Origin of the sequence: Stenotrophomonas sp. CCNWLW57 (assembly GCF_037203925.1) — a bacterium.
Classification (GTDB): Bacteria; Pseudomonadota; Gammaproteobacteria; order Xanthomonadales; family Xanthomonadaceae; genus Stenotrophomonas; species Stenotrophomonas rhizophila_A.
On record NZ_JBBCBJ010000001.1, the window covers coordinates 113,397 to 133,792 of the forward strand.

General features: G+C 65.4%; 19 protein-coding genes. 7 read left to right on the forward strand and 12 right to left on the reverse strand.

Annotated elements, in window-relative coordinates; genetic code table 11:
* Positions 1–16: 16 nt before the first annotated feature.
* The 3 genes from V9K91_RS00465 (at position 17) to V9K91_RS00475 (ending at position 4,728) form a co-directional block, all read left to right on the forward strand.
* Positions 17–1,798, forward strand: coding sequence for a glycoside hydrolase family 15 protein (locus tag V9K91_RS00465; RefSeq protein WP_095363648.1), 1,782 nt, complete (start codon positions 17–19; stop codon positions 1,796–1,798).
* Positions 1,795–3,162, forward strand: coding sequence for an alpha,alpha-trehalose-phosphate synthase (UDP-forming) (gene otsA, locus V9K91_RS00470; RefSeq protein WP_095363647.1), 1,368 nt, complete (start codon positions 1,795–1,797; stop codon positions 3,160–3,162). The genes V9K91_RS00465 and otsA overlap by 4 nt, the downstream gene beginning before the upstream one ends.
* 297 nt (positions 3,163–3,459) lie before the next feature.
* Positions 3,460–4,728 (forward strand): OmpA family protein, encoded by a 1,269-nt coding sequence (locus tag V9K91_RS00475; RefSeq protein WP_306987651.1) that lies wholly within the window; start codon positions 3,460–3,462, stop codon positions 4,726–4,728.
* Between the two features lie 19 nt (positions 4,729–4,747).
* On the opposite strand, the gene V9K91_RS00480 is transcribed toward V9K91_RS00475, so the two are convergent.
* The 3 genes from V9K91_RS00480 to rluD are packed head-to-tail and all read right to left on the reverse strand — an operon-like array spanning position 4,748 to position 6,956.
* Positions 4,748–5,155: a thiol-disulfide oxidoreductase DCC family protein gene (locus tag V9K91_RS00480; protein WP_336442515.1), complete on the reverse strand. Its 408-nt coding sequence runs from the start codon at positions 5,153–5,155 to the stop codon at positions 4,748–4,750.
* Positions 5,152–5,961, reverse strand: a complete 810-nt coding sequence (gene pgeF, locus V9K91_RS00485) for a peptidoglycan editing factor PgeF (protein ID WP_336442516.1) — start codon at positions 5,959–5,961, stop codon at positions 5,152–5,154. The genes V9K91_RS00480 and pgeF overlap by 4 nt, the downstream gene beginning before the upstream one ends.
* Positions 5,961–6,956, reverse strand: coding sequence for a 23S rRNA pseudouridine(1911/1915/1917) synthase RluD (gene rluD / locus V9K91_RS00490; protein WP_068853790.1), 996 nt, complete (start codon positions 6,954–6,956; stop codon positions 5,961–5,963). The genes pgeF and rluD overlap by 1 nt, the downstream gene beginning before the upstream one ends.
* Positions 6,957–7,072: 116 nt before the next feature.
* Between rluD and V9K91_RS00495 the strand changes: the two genes are divergently transcribed.
* Positions 7,073–7,957: an outer membrane protein assembly factor BamD gene (locus V9K91_RS00495; RefSeq protein WP_336442517.1), complete on the forward strand. Its 885-nt coding sequence runs from the start codon at positions 7,073–7,075 to the stop codon at positions 7,955–7,957.
* A 69-nt stretch (positions 7,958–8,026) separates the two neighbouring features.
* Here V9K91_RS00495 and V9K91_RS00500 read toward each other — a convergent pair whose 3' ends face one another.
* The 4 genes from V9K91_RS00500 to sucC all read right to left on the reverse strand — a co-directional run bounded on the left by V9K91_RS00500 (position 8,027) and on the right by sucC (position 12,377).
* On the reverse strand, positions 8,027–8,473 hold the full coding sequence (locus V9K91_RS00500; protein WP_306987649.1) for a hypothetical protein: 447 nt from the start codon (positions 8,471–8,473) through the stop codon (positions 8,027–8,029).
* Positions 8,474–8,538: 65 nt separating this feature from the next.
* Positions 8,539–10,173: an NAD+ synthase gene (locus V9K91_RS00505; protein WP_336442518.1), complete on the reverse strand. Its 1,635-nt coding sequence runs from the start codon at positions 10,171–10,173 to the stop codon at positions 8,539–8,541.
* A gap of 137 nt (positions 10,174–10,310) precedes the next feature.
* On the reverse strand, positions 10,311–11,186 hold the full coding sequence (gene sucD, locus V9K91_RS00510; protein WP_093533719.1) for a succinate--CoA ligase subunit alpha: 876 nt from the start codon (positions 11,184–11,186) through the stop codon (positions 10,311–10,313).
* 21 nt (positions 11,187–11,207) lie between these two features.
* Positions 11,208–12,377, reverse strand: coding sequence for an ADP-forming succinate--CoA ligase subunit beta (sucC, locus tag V9K91_RS00515; protein WP_068853794.1), 1,170 nt, complete (start codon positions 12,375–12,377; stop codon positions 11,208–11,210).
* A gap of 243 nt (positions 12,378–12,620) precedes the next feature.
* Between sucC and V9K91_RS00520 the strand changes: the two genes are divergently transcribed.
* From V9K91_RS00520 to V9K91_RS00530, 3 genes are all read left to right on the forward strand, one after another.
* Positions 12,621–14,234, forward strand: coding sequence for a HAMP domain-containing sensor histidine kinase (locus tag V9K91_RS00520; RefSeq protein ID WP_336442519.1), 1,614 nt, complete (start codon positions 12,621–12,623; stop codon positions 14,232–14,234).
* Positions 14,235–14,298: 64 nt separating this feature from the next.
* Positions 14,299–15,684: a sigma-54 dependent transcriptional regulator gene (locus V9K91_RS00525; RefSeq protein WP_336442520.1), complete on the forward strand. Its 1,386-nt coding sequence runs from the start codon at positions 14,299–14,301 to the stop codon at positions 15,682–15,684.
* 592 nt (positions 15,685–16,276) lie between these two features.
* Positions 16,277–16,825: a SymE family type I addiction module toxin gene (locus V9K91_RS00530; RefSeq protein ID WP_336442521.1), complete on the forward strand. Its 549-nt coding sequence runs from the start codon at positions 16,277–16,279 to the stop codon at positions 16,823–16,825.
* Between the two features lie 192 nt (positions 16,826–17,017).
* Here V9K91_RS00530 and V9K91_RS00535 read toward each other — a convergent pair whose 3' ends face one another.
* The 5 genes from V9K91_RS00535 to V9K91_RS00555 all read right to left on the reverse strand — a co-directional run bounded on the left by V9K91_RS00535 (position 17,018) and on the right by V9K91_RS00555 (position 20,100).
* Positions 17,018–17,719: a hypothetical protein gene (locus tag V9K91_RS00535; protein ID WP_337308170.1), complete on the reverse strand. Its 702-nt coding sequence runs from the start codon at positions 17,717–17,719 to the stop codon at positions 17,018–17,020.
* A 524-nt stretch (positions 17,720–18,243) separates the two neighbouring features.
* A complete protein-coding gene (locus V9K91_RS00540) occupies positions 18,244–18,471 on the reverse strand; it encodes a hypothetical protein (protein WP_217538595.1) in 228 nt (75 codons plus the stop codon).
* A gap of 226 nt (positions 18,472–18,697) precedes the next feature.
* Positions 18,698–19,027, reverse strand: coding sequence for a hypothetical protein (locus V9K91_RS00545; RefSeq protein ID WP_336442523.1), 330 nt, complete (start codon positions 19,025–19,027; stop codon positions 18,698–18,700).
* The gene (locus V9K91_RS00550) at positions 19,020–19,427 is read right to left on the reverse strand and encodes a hypothetical protein (protein WP_217538598.1); all 408 of its coding nucleotides are present in this window, start codon (positions 19,425–19,427) and stop codon (positions 19,020–19,022) included. The genes V9K91_RS00545 and V9K91_RS00550 overlap by 8 nt, the downstream gene beginning before the upstream one ends.
* 196 nt (positions 19,428–19,623) lie before the next feature.
* Positions 19,624–20,100: a hypothetical protein gene (locus tag V9K91_RS00555; protein WP_336442524.1), complete on the reverse strand. Its 477-nt coding sequence runs from the start codon at positions 20,098–20,100 to the stop codon at positions 19,624–19,626.
* Between the last annotated feature and the right edge of the window lie 296 nt (positions 20,101–20,396).

Genomic DNA, 20,396 nt, shown 5'->3' on the forward strand with positions numbered 1-20,396 from the left:
CAGAGACCCCCACCCCATGAATGATTCCAACCTGGACCTTGGCGTGGTCGGCAACGGCAGCTTCGGCGCGTTGATCGACCGCCACGCCCGCGTCGTGTGGAGCTGCCTGCCCACCTTCGACGGCGACCCCACCTTCTGCGCACTGCTGCAGCCCAACCAGCAGGTCGGTGGCGATTTCGCCATCGAACTGGAAGACATGGTCAGCAGCGAACAGAGCTACCTGACCAACACCGCCATCCTGCGCACCGTACTGCACGACAAGCACGGCGGCTCGCTGGAAATCATCGACTTCGCCCCGCGCTGGCGCCAGAACGATCGTTTCTACCGGCCGGTCAGCCTGATCCGCCAGGTGCGCCCGCTGGGCGGCAACCCGCGCATCATCGTGCGCGCCCGGCCGCTGGCGGACTGGGGCGCGCGCGTGCCCGAGGCCACCTGGGGCAGCAACCACATCCGCTGGGTGCTGCCCGACCACGTGCTGCGCCTGACCACCGACGTACCGCTGCGCTTCGTGCGCGATGAGCTGCCGTTCGTGCTCAGCCACCCGGTGCACCTGGTGCTGGGCGTGGACGAATCGCTGAACCGTTCGCTCAGCGGCTATGTGCAGGAATCCTTCCAGCGCACGCGCGATTACTGGCGCGAATGGGTGCGCTACCTGTCCATTCCGCTTGAATGGCAGGACGCGGTGATCCGCAGTGCGATCACCCTCAAGCTGTGCCAGTACGAAGACAGTGGTGCCATCATCGCCGCCATGACCACCTCCATTCCCGAGGCGCCGGGCAGCATCCGCAACTGGGATTACCGCTACTGCTGGCTGCGCGATGCCGCCTTCGTGGTGCGCGCGCTCAACCGCCTCGGTGCCACCCGCACCATGGAACAGTTCCTGGGCTACATCTTCAATCTCGCCACCGGCGATGGCAGCCTGCAGCCGCTGTACGGCATCGGCTTCGAGGCCAAGCTGGAAGAAAGCGAAGTGGCCTCCCTCGATGGCTACCGTGGCATGGGCCCGGTGCGGCGCGGCAACCTGGCCTGGGTGCAGCGCCAGCACGATGTGTACGGCAGCGTGGTGCTGGCGTCCACCCAGCTGTTCTTCGACCGCCGCCTGCAGGACCCCGGCGACGCCCACACCTTCGCGCGGCTGGAACCGCTGGGCGAACAGGCCTTCGCCCTGCACGACGTGCCCGACGCCGGCCTGTGGGAATTCCGCGGCCGCACCGAAGTGCATACCTACACCAGCGCGATGTGCTGGGCCGCCTGCGACCGCCTGTGCAAGATCGCCGTGCGCCTGAAGCTGGACCACCGTGCCGAGTACTGGCGCGACCGCGCCAACACCATCCACGCGCGCATCCTGCGCGAGTCCTGGAGCGACGAGCTGGGCCACTTCACCGACACCTATGGCGGCCACCGCCTGGATGCCTCGCTGCTGCTGCTGGCCGACATCGGCTTCATCGCCGCCGATGATGCGCGTTTCGTCGCCACCGTCGAGGCCATCGGCCGTGACCTCAAGCACGGCAACGCGCTGTACCGCTACGTGGCGCCGGATGATTTCGGCGAGCCGGAAACCAGCTTCACCATCTGTACGTTCTGGTACATCGACGCATTGGCCGCCATCGGCCGCCTGGACGAAGCGCGCGAGATGTTCGAAATGCTGCTCGAGCGCCGCAACCACCTGGGCCTGCTCTCCGAAGACCTGGCCTTCGACAATGGCGAGGCCTGGGGCAACTTCCCGCAGACCTATTCGCACGTGGGTCTGGTCACCGCCGCCATGCGGCTGTCGCGCAGCTGGCAGGAGGCCTCATGAGCCGCCTTGTCGTGGTGTCCAACCGCGTGGCCGCGCCCGGCGTGGCCGCCCCGGGTGGGCTTGCGGTGGGACTGCTGGCCGCGCTGAAGGAACGCGGTGGGCTGTGGTTCGGCTGGAGCGGCAAATCCGTGCGCGATGACAGCGGGGAGCTGCACGAGCAGACCGAGGGTGACATCCGCTACGTCACCATGGACCTGAACAAGCGCGACGTCGACGGCTACTACAACGGCTTCGCCAACCGCACCCTGTGGCCGCTGCTGCACTTCCGGCTGGACCTGGTGGACTATGACCGCGCCACCCGCGAAACCTACCGCCGGGTCAACGCGCTGTTCGCCGAAAAGCTGGCGCCGCTGCTGCGCGAAGACGACATCGTGTGGATCCATGATTACCACCTGATCCCGCTGGCCTCGCTGCTGCGCGAACGCGGCATCGGCTGCCGCATCGGCTTCTTCCTGCACGTGCCGATGCCCTCGGCCGACCTGCTGCAGGCCATGCCCGACCACCTGCGGCTGTTCTCCAGCCTGTACGCGTACGACCTGGTCGGCTTCCAGACCCAGCGCGACGCCGATCGCTTCCAGTCCTACGTGCGCCTGTTCGCCGGCGGCAAGGTGCTGCCCGATGGCCTGCTGGAAGCCCCCGGCGGGCGCCGTTTCCGCGCCGCCGCGTTCCCGATCGGCATCGATACCGCGCACATCGAACGCCAGGCCAAGGCCGGTGCCAACAAGCCGGCCGTGCGCGACCTGCGCAACAGCCTGCGCGACCGCCAGCTGGCGATCGGCGTGGACCGGCTGGACTACTCCAAGGGCCTGCCCGAACGCTTCCAGGGTTTCGAGCGCTACCTGCAACGCCACCCTGACCAGCGTGGCAGCCTCACCTACCTGCAGATCGCCCCGGTGTCGCGCGGCGATGTCACCGAGTACCGGCAGCTGCGCAGCCAGCTGGAACAGATCGCCGGCCACATCAACGGCGGCTTTGCCGAACCGGACTGGACCCCGCTGCGCTACGTGAACCAGAACTTCGCGCATGCCACCCTCACCGGCTTCTACCGCGCCGCCGCCGTCGGCCTGGTCACTCCGCTGCGCGATGGCATGAACCTGGTGGCCAAGGAGTACGTGGCCTCGCAGGACCCGGAAAACCCCGGTGTGCTGGTGCTGTCGCTGCTGGCCGGCGCGGCCGACGAAATGAAGCAGGCGTTGCTGGTGAATCCGCACGACCTGGATGGCGTGGCCGATGCCATCGCCACCGCCGCCACCATGCCGCTGCGCAAACGCGTGGAGCGCTGGCAGGCGATGATGGATCACCTGCGCACCCATGACATCAACCACTGGCGCCAGAGCTATCTGGAGGCACTGGAAAACGGCTGATTACGACATGCTGTCGGGCCAGAAATCTGTCGCTTCTGGCCTGAACTCGCACCCGCCATGCGCATCATCCGCTGTGATGCGCTCGTTTTAGGAGTGTGTCGCTTTCTGCACCCCCCGCCGTGGAAATCCCGATAAGCGAAGCGTGCCATTTAGATAGGCCTCCTAAATCGTCGGAAACTACGACCGATTCGCAACCTGCGACCCGCGCAACTTTCATTTTTCGTTGACAGGCCGTTCCGACATTGACTCCCGCAACGCCCGTGCATGCCGCAGGGGCTGGAACCGGGAATCGGATTGATGTCACTGCTGGATCGCTTCATCGAAGACACCGCCCTGCACATGGGCCTTGGCCACCGCGCGCGCAATCTGGTGGACGTGCTGGTCGATTACATCCGCGGCCTGCCGGGCGGCATCCATGGCCTGCGCCGTCGTTTCGATGCCGTGGGCCTGGGCAGCCGTTTTCCCGGTGATGAACGGCCCTCGCGGTTGCTGGCCAGCCAGCTGGAATGCGTGATCGGCCGCGAAGAGCTGGCCGTGCTGGCGCGGCGGGCCGCCTTCCCCACCGGCATGTTCGCGGTGGTGGCCTCCGACCTGCTGCCGGGCCTGCTGGATGTCCTGGAGCAGGAAGCCCGCAGCGCGCAGGCGCCCCATCCCGTGAAGCAGGCGGTGCCGCGAAGCCCTACCCTGCGCCTGGTACGGGGCACCGCTGCGCGAGGGCTGCTGTGGGTGATGGTAGCCGGCGTGCTGCTGTGCCTGACCGGCTGGATCCACCAGAAGACCCGGGTAAGTACCGGTGCCGCGCCGACCTATGCCGAACAGCAGCACCCGCCCCGGCTGTCGCTGGTGAACAGCGGCGGCGTGATCGACGTACGCGGCCGCCTGCCAGGCGAGGCCGACCGCCGCCGGGTATGGAGCGCGCTGGTGGCCCAGTACGGCCAGGGCGGGGTCACCGGCGACATCCTGCGCGACCCACAGGCACAGGCCCCGCGCTGGCTGGACCGGCTGGTGACATTGGCCCCGGTGCTGCGCCATCCCGGGCTTTCGCTGTCGTTTACCGGCGATGCACTGCACGTGGACATGACCCGGCTGCCGGAAGGTGACCGGATCGCGGTGTCCAATACCCTGCGCCGCGCGTTTGGCCACCTGCAGGTGAGCGGGCTGTGGGACGCGGGCCGGATCGCGCTGGCGCAGCTGCCGGCCCAGCCCGAACCGCACGCGCTGGTGGCGGCGTTGAACCAGGGCAAGGTCGGGTTCGAGCACAAGTCGCCGGTGCTGCGGGCCGATGGGCGCGACATGCTGCGGGCCAGTGCGCAGGCGATCCTGGCCGCCGGGCCCGGTGTGCGCCTCGAAGTGGGCGGGCATACCGACAGCCTGGGGGCTGCCGAAACCAACCTGCAGCTGAGCCAGCAACGCGCGGATGTGGTGGTGGCGGAACTGCAGGCGCTGGGGGTACCGGCCAGTGTGTTGGAGCCGCGCGGGTATGGCGAAGAACATCCGGTGGCCGACAACCGGTTGGAGAGCGGGCGGGATCGCAATCGTCGGATTGAATACAGCGTTCTTCGGTGACGTGCGCGTCCGCGCGCCTTCAATCGAGAAAGCGCGCCGCCTGCGCTGGTGTGGGCAGGAAACACTGCTCATGCCGGCCGAACCACCGGTACCGGTTGCGTGCCAGCGCGCGATACGCACGATCGCGCCACCCACGCGGCACCATCCTCAGCACGTGTGCGACCTTCCACGCCCCGCCCAACCCGGCCAGCACCCGCACGATGGCATCGGTATCGCTCCATGCGCGGCCCTGTTCCACCAGCAGGAACGACAACGGGTCATCCGGATCCAGCCCGTGCTGCTGCAACAACGCGCGCCCATGCGCCCCCTGCATCGCCGCGAAACGGTAGCGCCCCCGCTGATCAAACCGCAGCAGGAACCGCACCCAGCGGCTGCAAAGCGCGCAAACGCCATCAAACACGATCACCGCCCCGGCATCGGGGCTCACGGCGCCATCCACGCCAACGTCGCCATCCGCCCGGTCCGTCGATCCCGCCGATGCGAATAGAACCGCTCCGGCTCGGCAATCGTGCTCAGCTGCCCACCACTGATCCCGCCCGGGTCCACCCCGGCCGCCACCAGCCGCCGCCGCGCCAGCGCGTACAGATCCACCTTCCAATGCCCCGGGCGGGTGGCCACGAAGGCTTCCGCCGCCCCCGCATCCAGATCCACGAACGCCGCGAACACGTCCGCACCAATCTCGTACTCGGCCGGCCCGGCGGCCGGCCCCAGCCACGCCTGCAACCCGCCCGGCGGTGTACGCATCGCCGCCACCGTGGCTTCCAGCATGCCGTCGGCCAACCCACGCCAACCGGCATGGGCGGCCCCGATCTCGCGGCCATCGCGCGCGGCCAGCACTACAGGCAGGCAGTCGGCGGTCAGGATCGCCAGCACCACCCCGGGCACCGAGGTCACCGCCGCATCGGCAGTGGGTTCGGCGTCAATGCCGCCCTCCACGGGTGGCGCATCAAACCGCAGCACCCCCGTGCCATGCACCTGGCGCAGCCAGTGGGGTGCCGAGGGCAGGCCCAGCCCGGCCTGCAGCAGCGCGCGGTTGCGCGCCACCTGGACAGGGTCGTCGCCGTCGGCGGCGGTGCGGTTGCCCATGTTGAACTGGTCGAATGGCGCCTTCGAGCCGCCTGCGCCGTGGCGCAGGGTGGTCAGCGCATGCACCCCGGGCGCGGCCGCCCAGTCGGCGGCCAGCACCGGCAGCAGCGCGGCGTGCGGCGAATCGGGGGCCAAGGGCGCAGCCATCAGCGGCGACCGCGTTCCAGCTCGGTGAAACGCTTGGTGTCTTCACGCAGCGCGTCCAGCAGCGCCACCATGTCGGCCGGCAGCGGCGCGCTGTTGCGGATCGGCTCACCGGTGATCGGGTGGGCGAACTCCAGCGTTTCAGCATGCAGCGCCTGGCGCTTGAAGCCGCGCAGCTGCGCGACCAGCTCGTCGGTGGCGCCCTTGGGCAGCTTCAGCGCGCCGCCGTACAGCGAATCGCCCACGATGGCGTGCTTGAGGTGCGCCATGTGCACGCGGATCTGGTGGGTACGCCCGGTTTCCAGGCGGCACTCCAGCGCGGTGTGGGCGCGGAAGCGCTCACGCAGGCGGTAATGGGTCACCGCGTCCTTGCCGTCCTCGCGCACCGCCATGCGGATGCGGTCGCGCGGGTGGCGGTCGATCGGCGCATCGGCGGTACCGCCGGAGACCAGCGCGCCCACCACCACCGCCAGGTACTGGCGGTGCACGTTGCGCGCGGCCAGCTGCTCCACCAGCGCGGTCTGCGCCTGGATGGTGCGGGCCACCACCATCACGCCGCTGGTGTCCTTGTCCAGGCGGTGCACGATGCCCGCGCGCGGCAGCACCGACAGGCCCGGGTCGCGGAACAGCAGCGCGTTGACCAGGGTGCCGGTGGGGTTGCCCGCACCGGGGTGGACCACCAGGCCGACCGGCTTGTTGATCACATAAACGTGTTCATCCTCGTACAGGATGTCCAGCGGGATGTCCTCGGGCTCGGCGTGGGTCTGGGTGTCGAGCACGACATGCAGGCTGGCCACCTCGCCGCCGCGGACCGGGTCGCGCCCGCGCACGGGTTCGCCGTCCAGCAGCACGTCCCCGGACTTGATCCACTCGCTCAGCTTGGAGCGGGAGAATTCGGGGAACAGGTCGGCCAGCACGGCGTCAAAGCGCCGCCCGGCGGCGGTATCGGGCACGACGGCCTGACGGGTGGATTCGGTTTCAGAAGCGTTATCGGACATGGGGAGCACACCGCAGGAAGACAAATTGGGGGTCCCGGCGACCAGTTTCAGTCGCAGGACAGGCCACTAGGCTATCATCGACCCTTCGTATTCCAGCCGCGTCCCGCCCTGACCCCATGATCCGACGCTCTTCCCTGCTGTCCGCGCCCGTCCGCACCGCGGCCCTGATGCTGGTCCTGGCCCTCGTTTCCACCGGCTGCCACCGTGGCGCCAAGGGTGACAACCCGGAAGAAGGCCAGCCTGTCGAAACGATCTACGACAAGAGCCACGGCCTGATGCAGAAGGGCAACTGGAGTGGCGCCGAAGCCACCTTCCGCCGCCTGATCGCCCAGTACCCGTACGGCCCGTACACCGAGCAGGCGATGATCGAAAACGCCTACGCCCAGTACAAGGCCGGCAAGCACGATGACGCGGTGTCGAGCATCGACCGCTTCATCCGCACCTACCCGACCCACCGCAACATCGCGTACATGTACTACCTGCGTGGCCTGGCCAACAGCAACCGCAACACGGTGTTCCTGCGCCGCGTGTGGTCGCTGGACCCGAGCCGCCGCGACCTGTCCACGCCGCGCCAGGCCTATGCCGACTTCAACATCGTGGTCGAGCGTTACCCCAACAGCCGCTACGCTGCCGATGCACGCAGCCGCATGCTGGAGCTGCGCGACGTGTTCGCCCAGCATGAGCTGGACAACGCGCTGTACTACCTGCGCCGCGAGGCCTACGTCTCCGCCGCCGGCCGCGCCAACTACCTGCTGGATACCTACCCGCAGAGCGCGTTCCAGTACGACGCCGTGGCCGCCCTGGGCGAGGCCTACACCCACCTGGGCAACAAGACCCTGGCCGACGACGCCCGCCGCGTGCTGGAGCTGAACCAGCCCGAGCACCCGTGGCTGCAGGGCAACTGGCCGAAGTATCCGTGGATGGTGCGCAAGCTGAACCCGTTCGCCGGCGAGAAGTCCGCCAGCACCGGCCAGCGCAACGCAACGATGAATCGCCGCTGATACCAGCGCGGCGCTGAAACAGAAAAAGGGTCCCTTGCGGGACCCTTTTTTGTTTTCGGGGTTGGGCGGTTAGAGCCCAGCTACGCCGCGGGTCGGCACCGGGGTTATCCGGCCATGGCAATCCTTCTCCGTGGACCAGGCACTGAGCGTCACCCGGGGTATTGACGGCGCGGAGGATGCGCCGTGGTAGTCGCGCGCAGGGAGCGAGGGCTTCAGTATCGAACGCGGGCCCGCCTGCAGCGAAGGAAGCTGCGTGGGCATCACTTGGAATCGCCCGCGCTGTTCAACGGGCAGGCTTTCCTGGCGCCGGTTGAAGAGCGAGGTGATGTGCGTAGTACCGGCCGGTGCCTGCCTGAGGCAGGCACCCATGTCGTAGTCCACGGGCCGCACGACGGCCGGTGCCTGCAGCGGCGGATGGTTACGGACCTGGCACGGCTCCGGCCGTGCGGCGAATGCCGTCGTCACCACGTTACGTGGGACATCGGCCGGACGCGTGCAGGGGGGTAAACAGATCATGGGGCAGCTCCTGGGGGAATCGCCCAGCATCACCCGCCCGCCCTGCCCGCGCTTCCGGGTTTCGCTCAGCCCTTGTAGCCGTTGCTGATCGGGTAGCGGCGCTCGCGGCCGAACGCGCGGCGCGACACCTTCGGGCCGGGGGCTGCCTGGTGGCGCTTCCACTCGCTGGTGCGCACCAGCCGCAGCACGCGGTCCACCACCTCGGCGGCATACCCTGCCCCCACGATCTCCTCGCGCGACTGCTCCTGGTCCACGTAGCGGTACAGGATGCCGTCCAGCACGTCGTAGGCCGGCAGCGAATCCTGGTCGGTCTGGTTGGCACGAAGTTCGGCCGACGGCGGCCGCGCGATCACCGCCGGCGGGATCACCGGCGCGCCGCCCACGGTGTTGCGCCACTTGGACAGGCCGAACACCTCCGTCTTGTACAGGTCCTTCAGCGGCGCGTAGCCACCGCACATGTCGCCGTAGATGGTGGCGTAGCCGACCGCGTATTCGCTTTTGTTGCCGGTGGTGAGCAGCAGGCCGCCGAACTTGTTCGACAGCGCCATCAGGATCACGCCACGCGCGCGCGACTGCAGGTTCTCCTCGGTCACATCCGCCGGCTGGCCCTCGAACATCGGGCCCAGCGCGGTCATCAGGCCTTCGAACACCGGCTCGATCGACACCGCTTCCAGCTTCACGCCCAGCGCGCGGCACTGCTCGGCGGCCAGGTCGTTGGACACGTCGGCGGTATAGCGCGAGGGCAGCCGTACCGCAGTGACGTTGTCCGCGCCGAGCGCGTCCACCGCCATCGCCAGCACCAGCGCCGAATCGATGCCGCCGGACAGCCCCAGCCACACCTTCTTGAAGCCGTTCTTGCCGCAGTAATCGCGGATACCGCGGGTCACCGCGCGCCAGGCCAGCGCATCCATGCTCTCGTCGCCGTCGTCCATCCACTCGCGCGGCAGGAAGCGGCGGCTTTCGGCGTCGTAGTCCACCACCAGCCACTGGTCGGTGAAGGCCGCTGCGGCCGGGTGCACGGTGCCATCGCCATCGGCCACGACCGAGGCGCCATCGAAGGTCAGCGCGTCCTGCCCGCCCACCATGTTGACGTACAGCAGCGCCGCCCCGGTTTCGCGGGTGCGCTCGGCCAGCAGCGCATCGCGCTGGGCGTGCTTGCCACGCTCGTACGGCGAGGCGTTGGGCACAACCACCAGCTCGGCACCGTTGCGCACGGTATCGGCCAGCGGTTCGGGGAACCACAGGTCTTCGCAGACCAGCACGCCCACGGGTACGCCCTTCAGCTCGAACACGCAGCTGCCGCCATCGGGGTCGATATCGAAGTAACGGCGTTCGTCGAACACCGCGTAGTTGGGCAGTTCGCGCTTGCGGTAGGTGTGCAGCACCTCGCCGTCGCGCAGCACGCTGGCCGCGTTGTAGACCACTGCGCCGGTGGCCTCGGGCCAGCCGACCACGGCGGTGATGCCTTGGGTGGATTCGGCGATCCGGCCCATGGCCACCTGGCAGTCGTACAGGAAGCGCGGGCGCAGCAGCAGGTCTTCGGGCGGGTAGCCACTGATGGCCAGCTCCGGGAACACCACCAGCTCGGCGCCGAACTCATCGCGCGCCTCGGCGATCATCGCGATGATGTTGTCGGTGTTCTGCGCGACCGCGCCCACCGGAAAATCGAACTGGGCCATCGCGATGCGGATCGACGTCATGGGGTGAAGCCTGTGGTTGCGATGCCCCATTGTAGCGCTGGTGGTTCGGCGGACTGCAAAAGCAGAAAAGCCGCCCCTTGGGGCGGCTTTTCGTTTGCCGACTAACAGTCGGCACTACGCAGAGTTGGCTGGCGCGCTTATTTGACCAGCTTGGCGATGGCGGCGCCCAGGTCGCCCGGCGAGCGGACGGTGACCACACCGGCAGCTTCCATGGCGGCGAACTTGCCTTCAGCGGTGCCCTTGCCGCCCGATGCGATCGCACCGGCGTGGCCCATGCGCTTGCCGGCCGGAGCCGAAGCGCCCGCGATGAAGCCGACGACCGGCTTCTTCACGTGGTTCTTGATGTACTCCGCACCGGCTTCCTCGGCGTCGCCGCCGATTTCGCCGACCATGATGATGCCTTCGGTCTGCGGGTCTTCGTTGAACAGCTTGAGGCAGTCAACGAAGTTCAGGCCGTTGATCGGATCGCCACCGATACCGATGCAGGTCGACTGGCCCAGGCCCACTTCGGTGGTCTGCTTGACCGCTTCATAGGTCAGGGTGCCCGAACGCGACACGATGCCGATCTTGCCCGGCTTGTGGATGTGGCCCGGCATGATGCCGATCTTGCACTCGCCCGGGGTGATCACGCCGGGGCAGTTCGGCCCGATCAGCACGGTGTCCGGATGCGAACGGGTCAGCACGTTCTTCACGCGCAGCATGTCCAGCACCGGAATGCCTTCGGTGATGCACACGATGACCTTGATGCCGGCAGCCGCAGCTTCCAGGATCGCGTCAGCCGCGTACGGCGGCGGCACGTAGATGACCGAAGCGTTGGCGCCAGTGGCCTGCACGGCGTCGGCAACGGTGTTGAAGACCGGCAGGTCGATGTGGGTCGTGCCGCCCTTGCCCGGGGTCACGCCGCCAACAACCTGGGTGCCGTACTCGATCATCTGAGTGGCGTGGAAGGTACCCTGCTGGCCGGTGAAGCCCTGCACGATCACCTTGGTGTTCTTATTGATCAAAACAGACATTGTTATTCCTTCGGTGTCGGATCAGGCGGCGTTCTTGACAGCTTCAACGACCTTCTTGGCACCGTCGTTGATGTTGTCGGCCGGGATGATGGCCATGCCGCTGTCGCGCAGCAGCTGCTTGCCTTCTTCCACGTTGGTGCCTTCCAGGCGCACCACGACCGGAACCTTGACGCCCACTTCCTTCACAGCGGCGATGATGCCTTCGGCAATCATGTCGCAGCGGACGATGCCGCCGAAGATGTTGACGAAGATGCCTTCGACCTTGTCCGAAGACAGGATCAGCTTGAACGCTTCAATGACGCGCTGCTTGTTCGCACCGCCGCCCACGTCCAGGAAGTTCGCCGGCTCGCCGCCGTTGAGCTTGATGACGTCCATGGTGGCCATGGCCAGGCCGGCGCCGTTGACCATGCAGCCGATGTTGCCGTCCATGGTGACGTAGTTGATGTCCAGCTCCGAAGCGGTCACTTCGGTTTCGTCTTCCTGGGTCTTGTCGCGCATGGCGACCAGGGCCTTCTGACGGAACGCGGCGTTGTCGTCGCTGTCGAACTTGCCGTCCAGCGCGTACAGGTTGCCGTCGTCCAGGATGGCCAGCGGGTTGATTTCAACCAGTGCCAGGTCCTTTTCGTTGAACAGCTTGTACAGGTTCACCATGATGCTGGCGAACTGGCCGGCCTGCTTGGCGGTCAGGCCGAGCTTGAAGCCGAAATCGCGGCCGTGGTAACCCTGCACGCCTTCAACGAAATCAACGTTGAGCGAGTGGATCAGCTCCGGGGTTTCAGCAGCCACCTGCTCGATCTCCACGCCGCCTTCCGAAGAAGCGATGTAGGTGATGGTCTTGGTGCCACGGTCAACCAGCACCGACAGGTACAGCTCCTTGACGATCTCACCGGCGGTGGTCACCAGCACCAGGTTGACCGGCAGTTCAACGCCTGCGGTCTGGTAGGTGGCCATCTTGGTGCCGAGCATCTTGGCCGCAGCGGCCTTGACGTCATCGGTGGTCTTGCAGAACTTGACGCCGCCAGCCTTGCCGCGACCGCCCGCATGGATCTGCGCCTTCACCATCCAGGGGCCCTGGCCCAGGGAGTTGGCAGCTGCGACGGCCTCATCGGGGGTTGCCGCGACCTTGCCGGCCGGGACGGGAATGCCGTACTCGGCAAGCAGCTGTTTTGACTGGTATTCGTGGAAATTCATGCGTCACCGTGGGAATAGGAACGACCGCACGCACGGACCGCGGCGGGCCCACTATTGTGGACGACCCGGCGGCGCGGCGCAAAGAAACCGGGGCCCGGGCGTGAAGAGGGGGAGATTTCCACCTTCATTCAGGCAGTTGCGCCCGGGCCGCCCCGCCGGGGGTGGGTCGGGAATGGTCAAAATGCGCGGCTCGGGGCCCAAACCTATGCCTATACTGGGCCCAGCCAGAAGGGGAGTTCCGGCGTGTCACCCAGTGCTTCATTGATCGACCGCATCGAGTCCATGCCGAAGCGGGAGCTGTACTTTTTCGCCCTCTACCGGGTCCTGATCGCAGCGGTCATCGCCGCCCTGCTGTTCAGCCCGTTGAGTGCGATGGTGGGCGAATCCACCCACCCGCGGCTGGCGGCCGTGGTCAGCGGCAGCTACCTGGCGCTGTCGCTGCTGATCTTGGTGGCCGGCCGCAACGACCGCTGGCTGCGCCCGATCGTGGTGGGCAGCGTGCTCATCGACATCGTCGCCACCGTGCTGCTGGCCCACGCCCTGCCCGGCGCCAGCGCCGGCCTGTCGATGGCCCTGCTGTTCAATATCGCCGCCGCGGCCACCCTGCTGCCGCTGTCGCTGGGCCTGAGCCTGGCCCTCACCGCCAGCGCCACCACCGCCGGCGAATACGTCTGGAACCTGCTCGAGAACGGCGAGCCCAACCGCACCCTGGCCGAGCTGGCCATGTTCATCACCAGCTTCCTGGCCCTGGCGTTCGTGAGCTACCAGGTGGGCAACCGCGCCCGCCGCAACCAGCAGCTGGCCAACCAGCGCGGCGCCGAAGTAGCCAACCTGTTCGAGATCAACGAACTGATCATCCGCCGCATGCGCACCGGCGTGCTGGTGGTCGATGGTGCCAACCGCATCACCCTGGCCAATGAGGCCGCCGCCACCCTGATCGGCGACAACGACGGCAACAGCGGCAGCGGCCTGCTGGAACTGGGCAGCGCGGCGCCCGACCTGAGCCGCCGCCTGCAGCGCTGGCGAAATGGCTGGACCAACGAAGAAACCCCACTGCAGCTCTCGCCCGACCAGCCCGAAGTGCAGCCGCGCTTTGCCCGCCTGCTGGCCGGCAGCGACCTGACCCTGGTGTTCCTGGACGATTCCACCGTGGTCTCGCGCCGCGCCGAATCTCTCACCCTCTCGGCCATGGGCCGGTTCTCTGCCAGCCTGGCCCATGAGATCCGCAACCCGCTGGCAGCCATCAACTACGCCGCCCAGCTGCTGGAAGAATCCACCGCCATCGGCGATACCGACCGCCGCCTGCTGCAGATCATCCACCAGCAGTGCCAGCGCACCAACGGCATCGTGGAAAGCGTGCTGGGCCTGGCCCGGCGCGAGCGGGCCAACCCGGAGAACCTGGACCTGGCCGCCTTCGTGCGCCGCTTCGTGCTCGAGTACAAGCAGAGCCTCACGCTGGAAACCGACAGCATCGAGCCGATCATCAGCGAGTCTTCCGTGCATGGGCTGGTGGACCCGCGCCACCTGCACCAGATCCTCACCGTGTTGGTGCACAACGCCTTGAAGTACGGCCGCACCGGCCAAGACCCGGCCCGCGTACGCCTGCGTGTGGCGCGCCAGGACCGCAATGCGGTGATCGACGTGATGGACCGGGGCCCGGGCATTCCCGAATCGGTTGCCAGCCAGCTGTTCCGCCCGTTCTACACCACCTCCGAACATGGCACCGGGCTGGGCCTGTATATCGCCCGTGAGCTGTGCAAGGGCAACCAGGCGAGCCTGGAGTACGTCTCGGTGCCCGCCGGCGGCGCCTGCTTCCGGCTGGTACTGCCCGGGCCGCACACCATGCGGCCGCAATGACGCGCTACCCTGCAGGCGTCAATAGTTTGTCGTTTTCAACCGCACTCGGCTATCTTTCCCCCATATGAACGAAAACCGCAGCGCCCTCGTCGTCGACGACGAACGCGACATCCGCGAACTGCTGGTACTGACCCTGGGCCGCATGGGCCTGCGCATCAGCACCGCGGCCAACCTCGCCGAAGCGCGCGAGCTGCTGGCCAGCAACCCCTACGACCTGTGCATCACCGACATGCGGCTGCCCGACGGCAACGGCATCGAGCTGGTCACTGAAATCGCCCAGCACTACCCGCGCACCCCGGTGGCGATGATCACCGCGTTCGGCAGCATGGACCTGGCGGTGGAAGCGTTGAAGGCCGGCGCGTTCGATTTCGTCAGCAAGCCGGTGGACATCTCGGTGCTGCGCGGGCTGGTCAAGCACGCGCTGGAACTTAACAACACCGAACGCCTTGCCCCGCCGCCGCTGACCAGCGACACGACCGCGCGGCTGCTGGGCGAATCGGCGGCGATGGATGGCCTGCGCGCCACCATCACCAAGGTCGCCCGCAGCCAGGCGCCGGTGTACATCCTGGGCGAATCGGGCGTGGGCAAGGAACTGGTGGCCCGCACCATCCACGGCCAGAGCGCACGTGCGGCCGGCCCGTTCGTGCCGGTGAACTGCGGCGCCATTCCATCGGAACTGATGGAAAGCGAATTCTTCGGGCACAAGAAGGGCAGCTTCAGTGGCGCCCATGCCGATAAGCCGGGCCTGTTCCAGGCCGCACATGGCGGCACCCTGTTCCTGGATGAAGTGGCCGAACTGCCGCTGCAGATGCAGGTGAAGCTGCTGCGTGCGATCCAGGAAAAGTCGATCCGCCCGGTGGGCGCGGCCACCGAAGTGCCGGTGGATGTGCGCATTCTTTCTGCCACCCACAAGGATCTGGGCGACCTGGTGGAAGACGGGCGGTTCCGCCACGATCTGTATTACCGCATCAACGTGATTGAACTGCGCGTGCCGCCGCTTCGCGAGCGCCGTAGTGACCTGCCGCAGCTGGCGGCTTCGATCCTGGCCCGGTTGGCCCGTACGCATGGGCGGCCCACTCCGCTGCTGGCGCCGTCGGCGCTGGAAGCGATGGGCACGTATCACTTCCCGGGCAACGTGCGCGAACTGGAGAACATCCTGGAGCGTGCATTGGCGCTGGCCGAGGGTGACACCATCGGGGCGAGTGATCTCCGGTTGCCGCAGCAGGGGGTGCCTCGGCATGGTGGAGCTCCCGTGGCGGCGCATGAAGAAGCGGTGGTGGATCTGCCGGCGGGGAGCGGCGCGCTGCCGTCTTACATCGAGCAGATGGAACGCACCGCGATCCAGAAGGCGCTGGAAGAGAACCGCTGGAACAAGACGCGGACGGCCGCGCAGTTGGGCATTACGTTCCGCGCGTTGCGGTACAAGCTGAAAAAGCTGGGAATGGACTAAACCCGGAATCGGGTTGAATCCAACGTCGCGGCAATGAAAATGAAACCGTAGAGCCACGCCCTGCGTGGCTGCAATGCAGATCGACGCCCGGCACCCCAACGATCCACGGGCAACGCGTCGCCGGACACCGCGATGGACACGCATGGCGTGTTACTACCGATTACCTCCACGCCCGCCATCTCGCTGGACACGCCCGGCATGTCGCAACAGGCACAAACCCGCGTAGCGACACGCCATGCGTGTCCCACGTAACGCTGGATCCCCTGTCGCCAACACCCCAGCAAAACCGCACCGCCGTCGCACTACCGCTCCAACCCGGGCCGCTAGCGACAACCTGTTGGCATCGCCTATCAAACCCGGCAAAACCAACAGACAGAATCGATTGGCTACCGACCCCACCACGGCGCATGGTGGCGATGGAGCTTCGAATCTCCAAGGTCGATCAAAATTATGGACGTCCCATGTCGGGAGGGTGGCTAATACAAGACCCTTTAACCGGGGAAATACGCCCGCCGTACGATCGACCACGGATTCGAACCTCCCGGCTCCCTTGCCGCAATGGCAAGGGAGATTTTCCCCTCGGAGGCTCCCCATGCGCTCGCCACGCAACACCCCCCTCTTCCCAGAACTCCTGCTACCCACGGCAGACCGCCCGCGCCACTACACCGTGCGCGCACACACCTACGCCTGGATGGACACCTTCGACGGCGGCACAGTCCCATGCCTATCGATACACGGCCGTTGGCTTGAGAGCGCAGGCTTCAAAGTCGGCGCAAGCGTGAGCATCGAAGCAACCCAGGGCAAGCTGATCGTGACCCTGATTGAGTACCCCGAAGAAGCGCGCCGAAGCACCTCCACCGCCTTCGAGAAACACATCGCCAAGCTGGGCCGCACCACCCCGGACAGCCGCATCATCGTCGAGCACCCCGGCTGGCTGGTGCGCGAACTCATCCTCGCCCCGATGGGCGCTTCCACCCTGGACTTCGCCCACGCCATCGGCGTATCGCAGGACTTCGCCGAATGCTTCCTCGCAGGCGACCAGGACGTGGACCTCGATCTGGCCCAACGCCTCGGCCCCTTCTGCCAAACCTCACAGACCTTGTGGCTTGACCTGCAGCACAGGCACCGATCAATACGCTGACCGCGTCGCAGCCGTAGAGTCACGCCCTGCGTGGCTGAAGCGATTAAAGTGACGCCGCACAGTACACGCCCATCCCTTGACGTATTGCTCCAGCAATAGGTGTTGCCCCACTACCAAGTGCGACACCCCCTTCACATGTATGCGCGCGTCCCCTGAGGCTCTCAGGATCCAGCTGCCCTGCTCCCGTGCGCCCTACCGAATCCAGTGGTCGGTTGCGCGCGCGGAAAGGAGGTCAGATCGAACCGCATCAGCATTGATCCGCATTCCAAGCATCTCTACCCCACGGCACAGCCAATCAGCGATGTTGACTCTGACCTCCTGGCTGCGAGCGGATGCGGACACCTCCGACCTTAAGCATTCCCATAGAACCGCCGAAATGAATCCCACCGCTGCGTGGTCCCCCAAGGCATCGGGCAAGTCATCGAACTTCTCCCTGAGCGATTCATCCCACTCGCTTTCGATGGCACGGCACGAATCAAGCATCGTCAGCCTCTCTACCTGCGCCACCAGCGAGGAACGTAACCCGGCATCCAAGACACCAGACGGATCCGCCTCGAACCCAGACCCGACCTGTCTCTGGATAAACGTCATCAACGCCCAACGATCGTCACTGGAAAGAGTCCCACAGCCAAGCATCTGACCAACCAGCCAGTTAAGCTTCTCAGCATCCGCGCTCCGAATTCCCGATCGGGCAAGGCCAAGAAACTGGTTAAACGTCCCTTCCCTTCTCTCCGCTGACAGGTCGAGGTAAAAATAGTTGGAGTTCGCGCCGAAGATTCGCTTCGTTGCACCTCTAGCGGCAGCCTTTATCTCTGCAAGCACAGGCCCGCTCTCATCCCAGATACCGAGGCGACCCAGCCAGCAGCAGAACCAGTCTGTGGACAGCAGAAACACCACGTAATCCAAGCTTTGTTCTCGCGCCGTCATTCAGCACCCCCGCGGCATCGAGGGCAACCCTCGATAAGCAGCTCTCATTGCCCCAAATGGAAGATAGCAGTTTTTACTGATCGCTTCAGAGATCTTGTTTCTCAATCGATTCTGCCATCCCTTGATCTGTTCACCGTGCCCGCCCCAATACCCGAGGCACCCTGGCCCTTACGCAGGATTTGGGGCGAATCTGGCGAGATTGTACATATTGCACTTTTCCACAAGCATCTCTTCGCTTCGCCGGTTCATTTCATGCATTGCCTGTCTGATTTCCGCAACGATTCGTGCACAGCGATCATCGCAGTTGCATTACTCCCCGGAGCTAAGGTCAGATTGTAGGTAGCGCTGCAGCAGCGGCCAAACAGCCATTCCAGTCACCACAGCGGCACTGTACGCGCTCCACAGGACCCCAGCACCGTACCGGACACACGCACGAACCGCTGCATCATTGCTCCCCATGAGGCCTCTTCCCGTCCAGACCGCAAGGCGCCTCAACCACGCCGAATTAGCGTGAAATCAACACTGGGAACCGGAAAATGCACCAAGCCCATCTCCGATGATTTCACCAGGGCACCTTGCACAAGGTGACCCCAATGCTCCTTTGGGTAATCAGGGGTGTATCTCCCGTTATCAAACACCGCGACAACCGATCCGGTCATCCCCCCGCCCAGATCCACCCGATCATGAAGCAGCACCTCAGTTCCGTCTTCGTACTTCACTGCTACTCCTCGGGAGCTTGATGATCACGCCCCCTCACGTTGGAAGGCAAGGTCAACGCTTCTTCCAGAGAACGGTCTCGTCGCCGAGCCCAAGGTCGGGGCTACCTGCCAGCGTTAGGATCCTGAACTTTCCCGCGCTCATAGATTGAGCACAACGCCCGCAAGAACGCGATCAATCCCTTCCATTCATTCCCCGGACTTGATTTTTCCACATCCGGATACACGATCACTGCCCCTGTCCGTGTTGCACAATCTCAATAATACCCAAGACGGCCATCATCAACAGCAGGGCAACGACTACGCCCCACAGGCACATCTGCACAAGCGCAGCGATTGTCGCCGGCCTGCGCAAGGAACCAGTCCTGATCGCCAGCACGCACCCGTAGAAGGTGTCCTGCATATCGCCGATGTCTCTGGACGCCAATAGGCGCAACTTGGCGAGAACTTCCTCGCCCGCGGTCTTATCCGCAACTCGACGCGCAAGAATCACCGCGCACGTCCGACTGATTACGGTGGCCACGCCGATGTAGAAGAGATAAAACACGAGCTTATCCATGATCATCGCCACCAACCCGACCGGCCAGGTCGCCTACGCGTACCGATTCGGAATCAACCTCGCAGCGCGTTGCAATACTAATCATTTTCAGACTAAGCGTAGCATCCGGGTCAAATTGTTCGAGGAAGGCCGCGTCCATGGGAACACTGACATCCAAACTCTCGTTGGGGAAAACGGCCAGAACGCCCCTCCACTGGTCGGTACTACCCAGCGTAATGATCGGCTCCCAACCTTCCAGAGCGGAGCGCAGCACGGAGAAGTAGAAGGCGTTCGGGTGCAGATATGGCAAGCGCGCAGTCTCTATAGGCTCAGAGAGCGCGTAGTACACCGGAACACTTCCCTGATTGGTCAACCTGAATACCCCTTCCCGCCCCTCCGCCGCGCTTTCGACCCAAAGCATTCGTAGCTGCATGGGCGGACACTCGCAACCTGGGCCTGCGTAAGCCGAATCGCTCGACACCGAGCCAGAAAGGAACGCGGCAATCCAAAGTGCGACGGACAATCTGTACATAGCCGGCTAACCCCCTAAAGCTTCCATTGGCCTGCAACCGGCAGGTCGCGTTCTCATTTCCCATCCAAGGCCGCGCTCGAACCTGTCAAGGTTGAGACCCGCCGTCCATTCCGTCCCACCAGAAATCACAGTACAAGGCCTGGATCAGCACCCGCCGCCCAGAGCCAGACTCGACTGCGCGAACAATGGCGTAATCAATATACCCGTAGTGAGTCCGATCGAAGAAGTCCACGAACTCAAGCTTGGGAATATCGACAGCTGCAACCCGCTCGTCCTCGCTCCAGTAGTTATTTCCATCTGACCCGGCACGGGCAAACTGGACAGGCACTTCCCAATGCAGGGGCTTTGGCTTCACGATAAGGCCACCAATGGCGGAGTGCCCGTATTGATCTGCAGCGGCACTCCCCTCGAGCACGATGCTGCGCAGCAGCTCTCGCTCGATCTGGAGGAAAGAATCCTCCACCGCCATGTCCAGGACACCTTCGCCAGGCATCAGGTAGGAATTCCAGATATGCCGGCTTGCTTCCTTGAATCTCTGCATCTGACCCGTTACGTCTTTCATCCCCGCATCCCTTCAGAAGCCCATCTGCCCATTTCCGCGTATCCCAGACTTCGAATTGGCACGCACGCCCGAGGGAAGCATACGACTTCCAGAGCGAGGAAGCCGATCGGGCCGCGTTCTGGGCGTGGGGCGAGTCACTGCGGGACCGAAGGCATGCCGTCCTCCTCCGCTGGACGGCCCCACGGCCTGCCGTTGGGAACGCCTCAAGTTTCGCGACGCTCCGCCTGCGCCTGGCATCGCGATGGACATACTTGGCGTGTCGCAACAGGCGAAAACCCGCGTAGCGATACGCCATG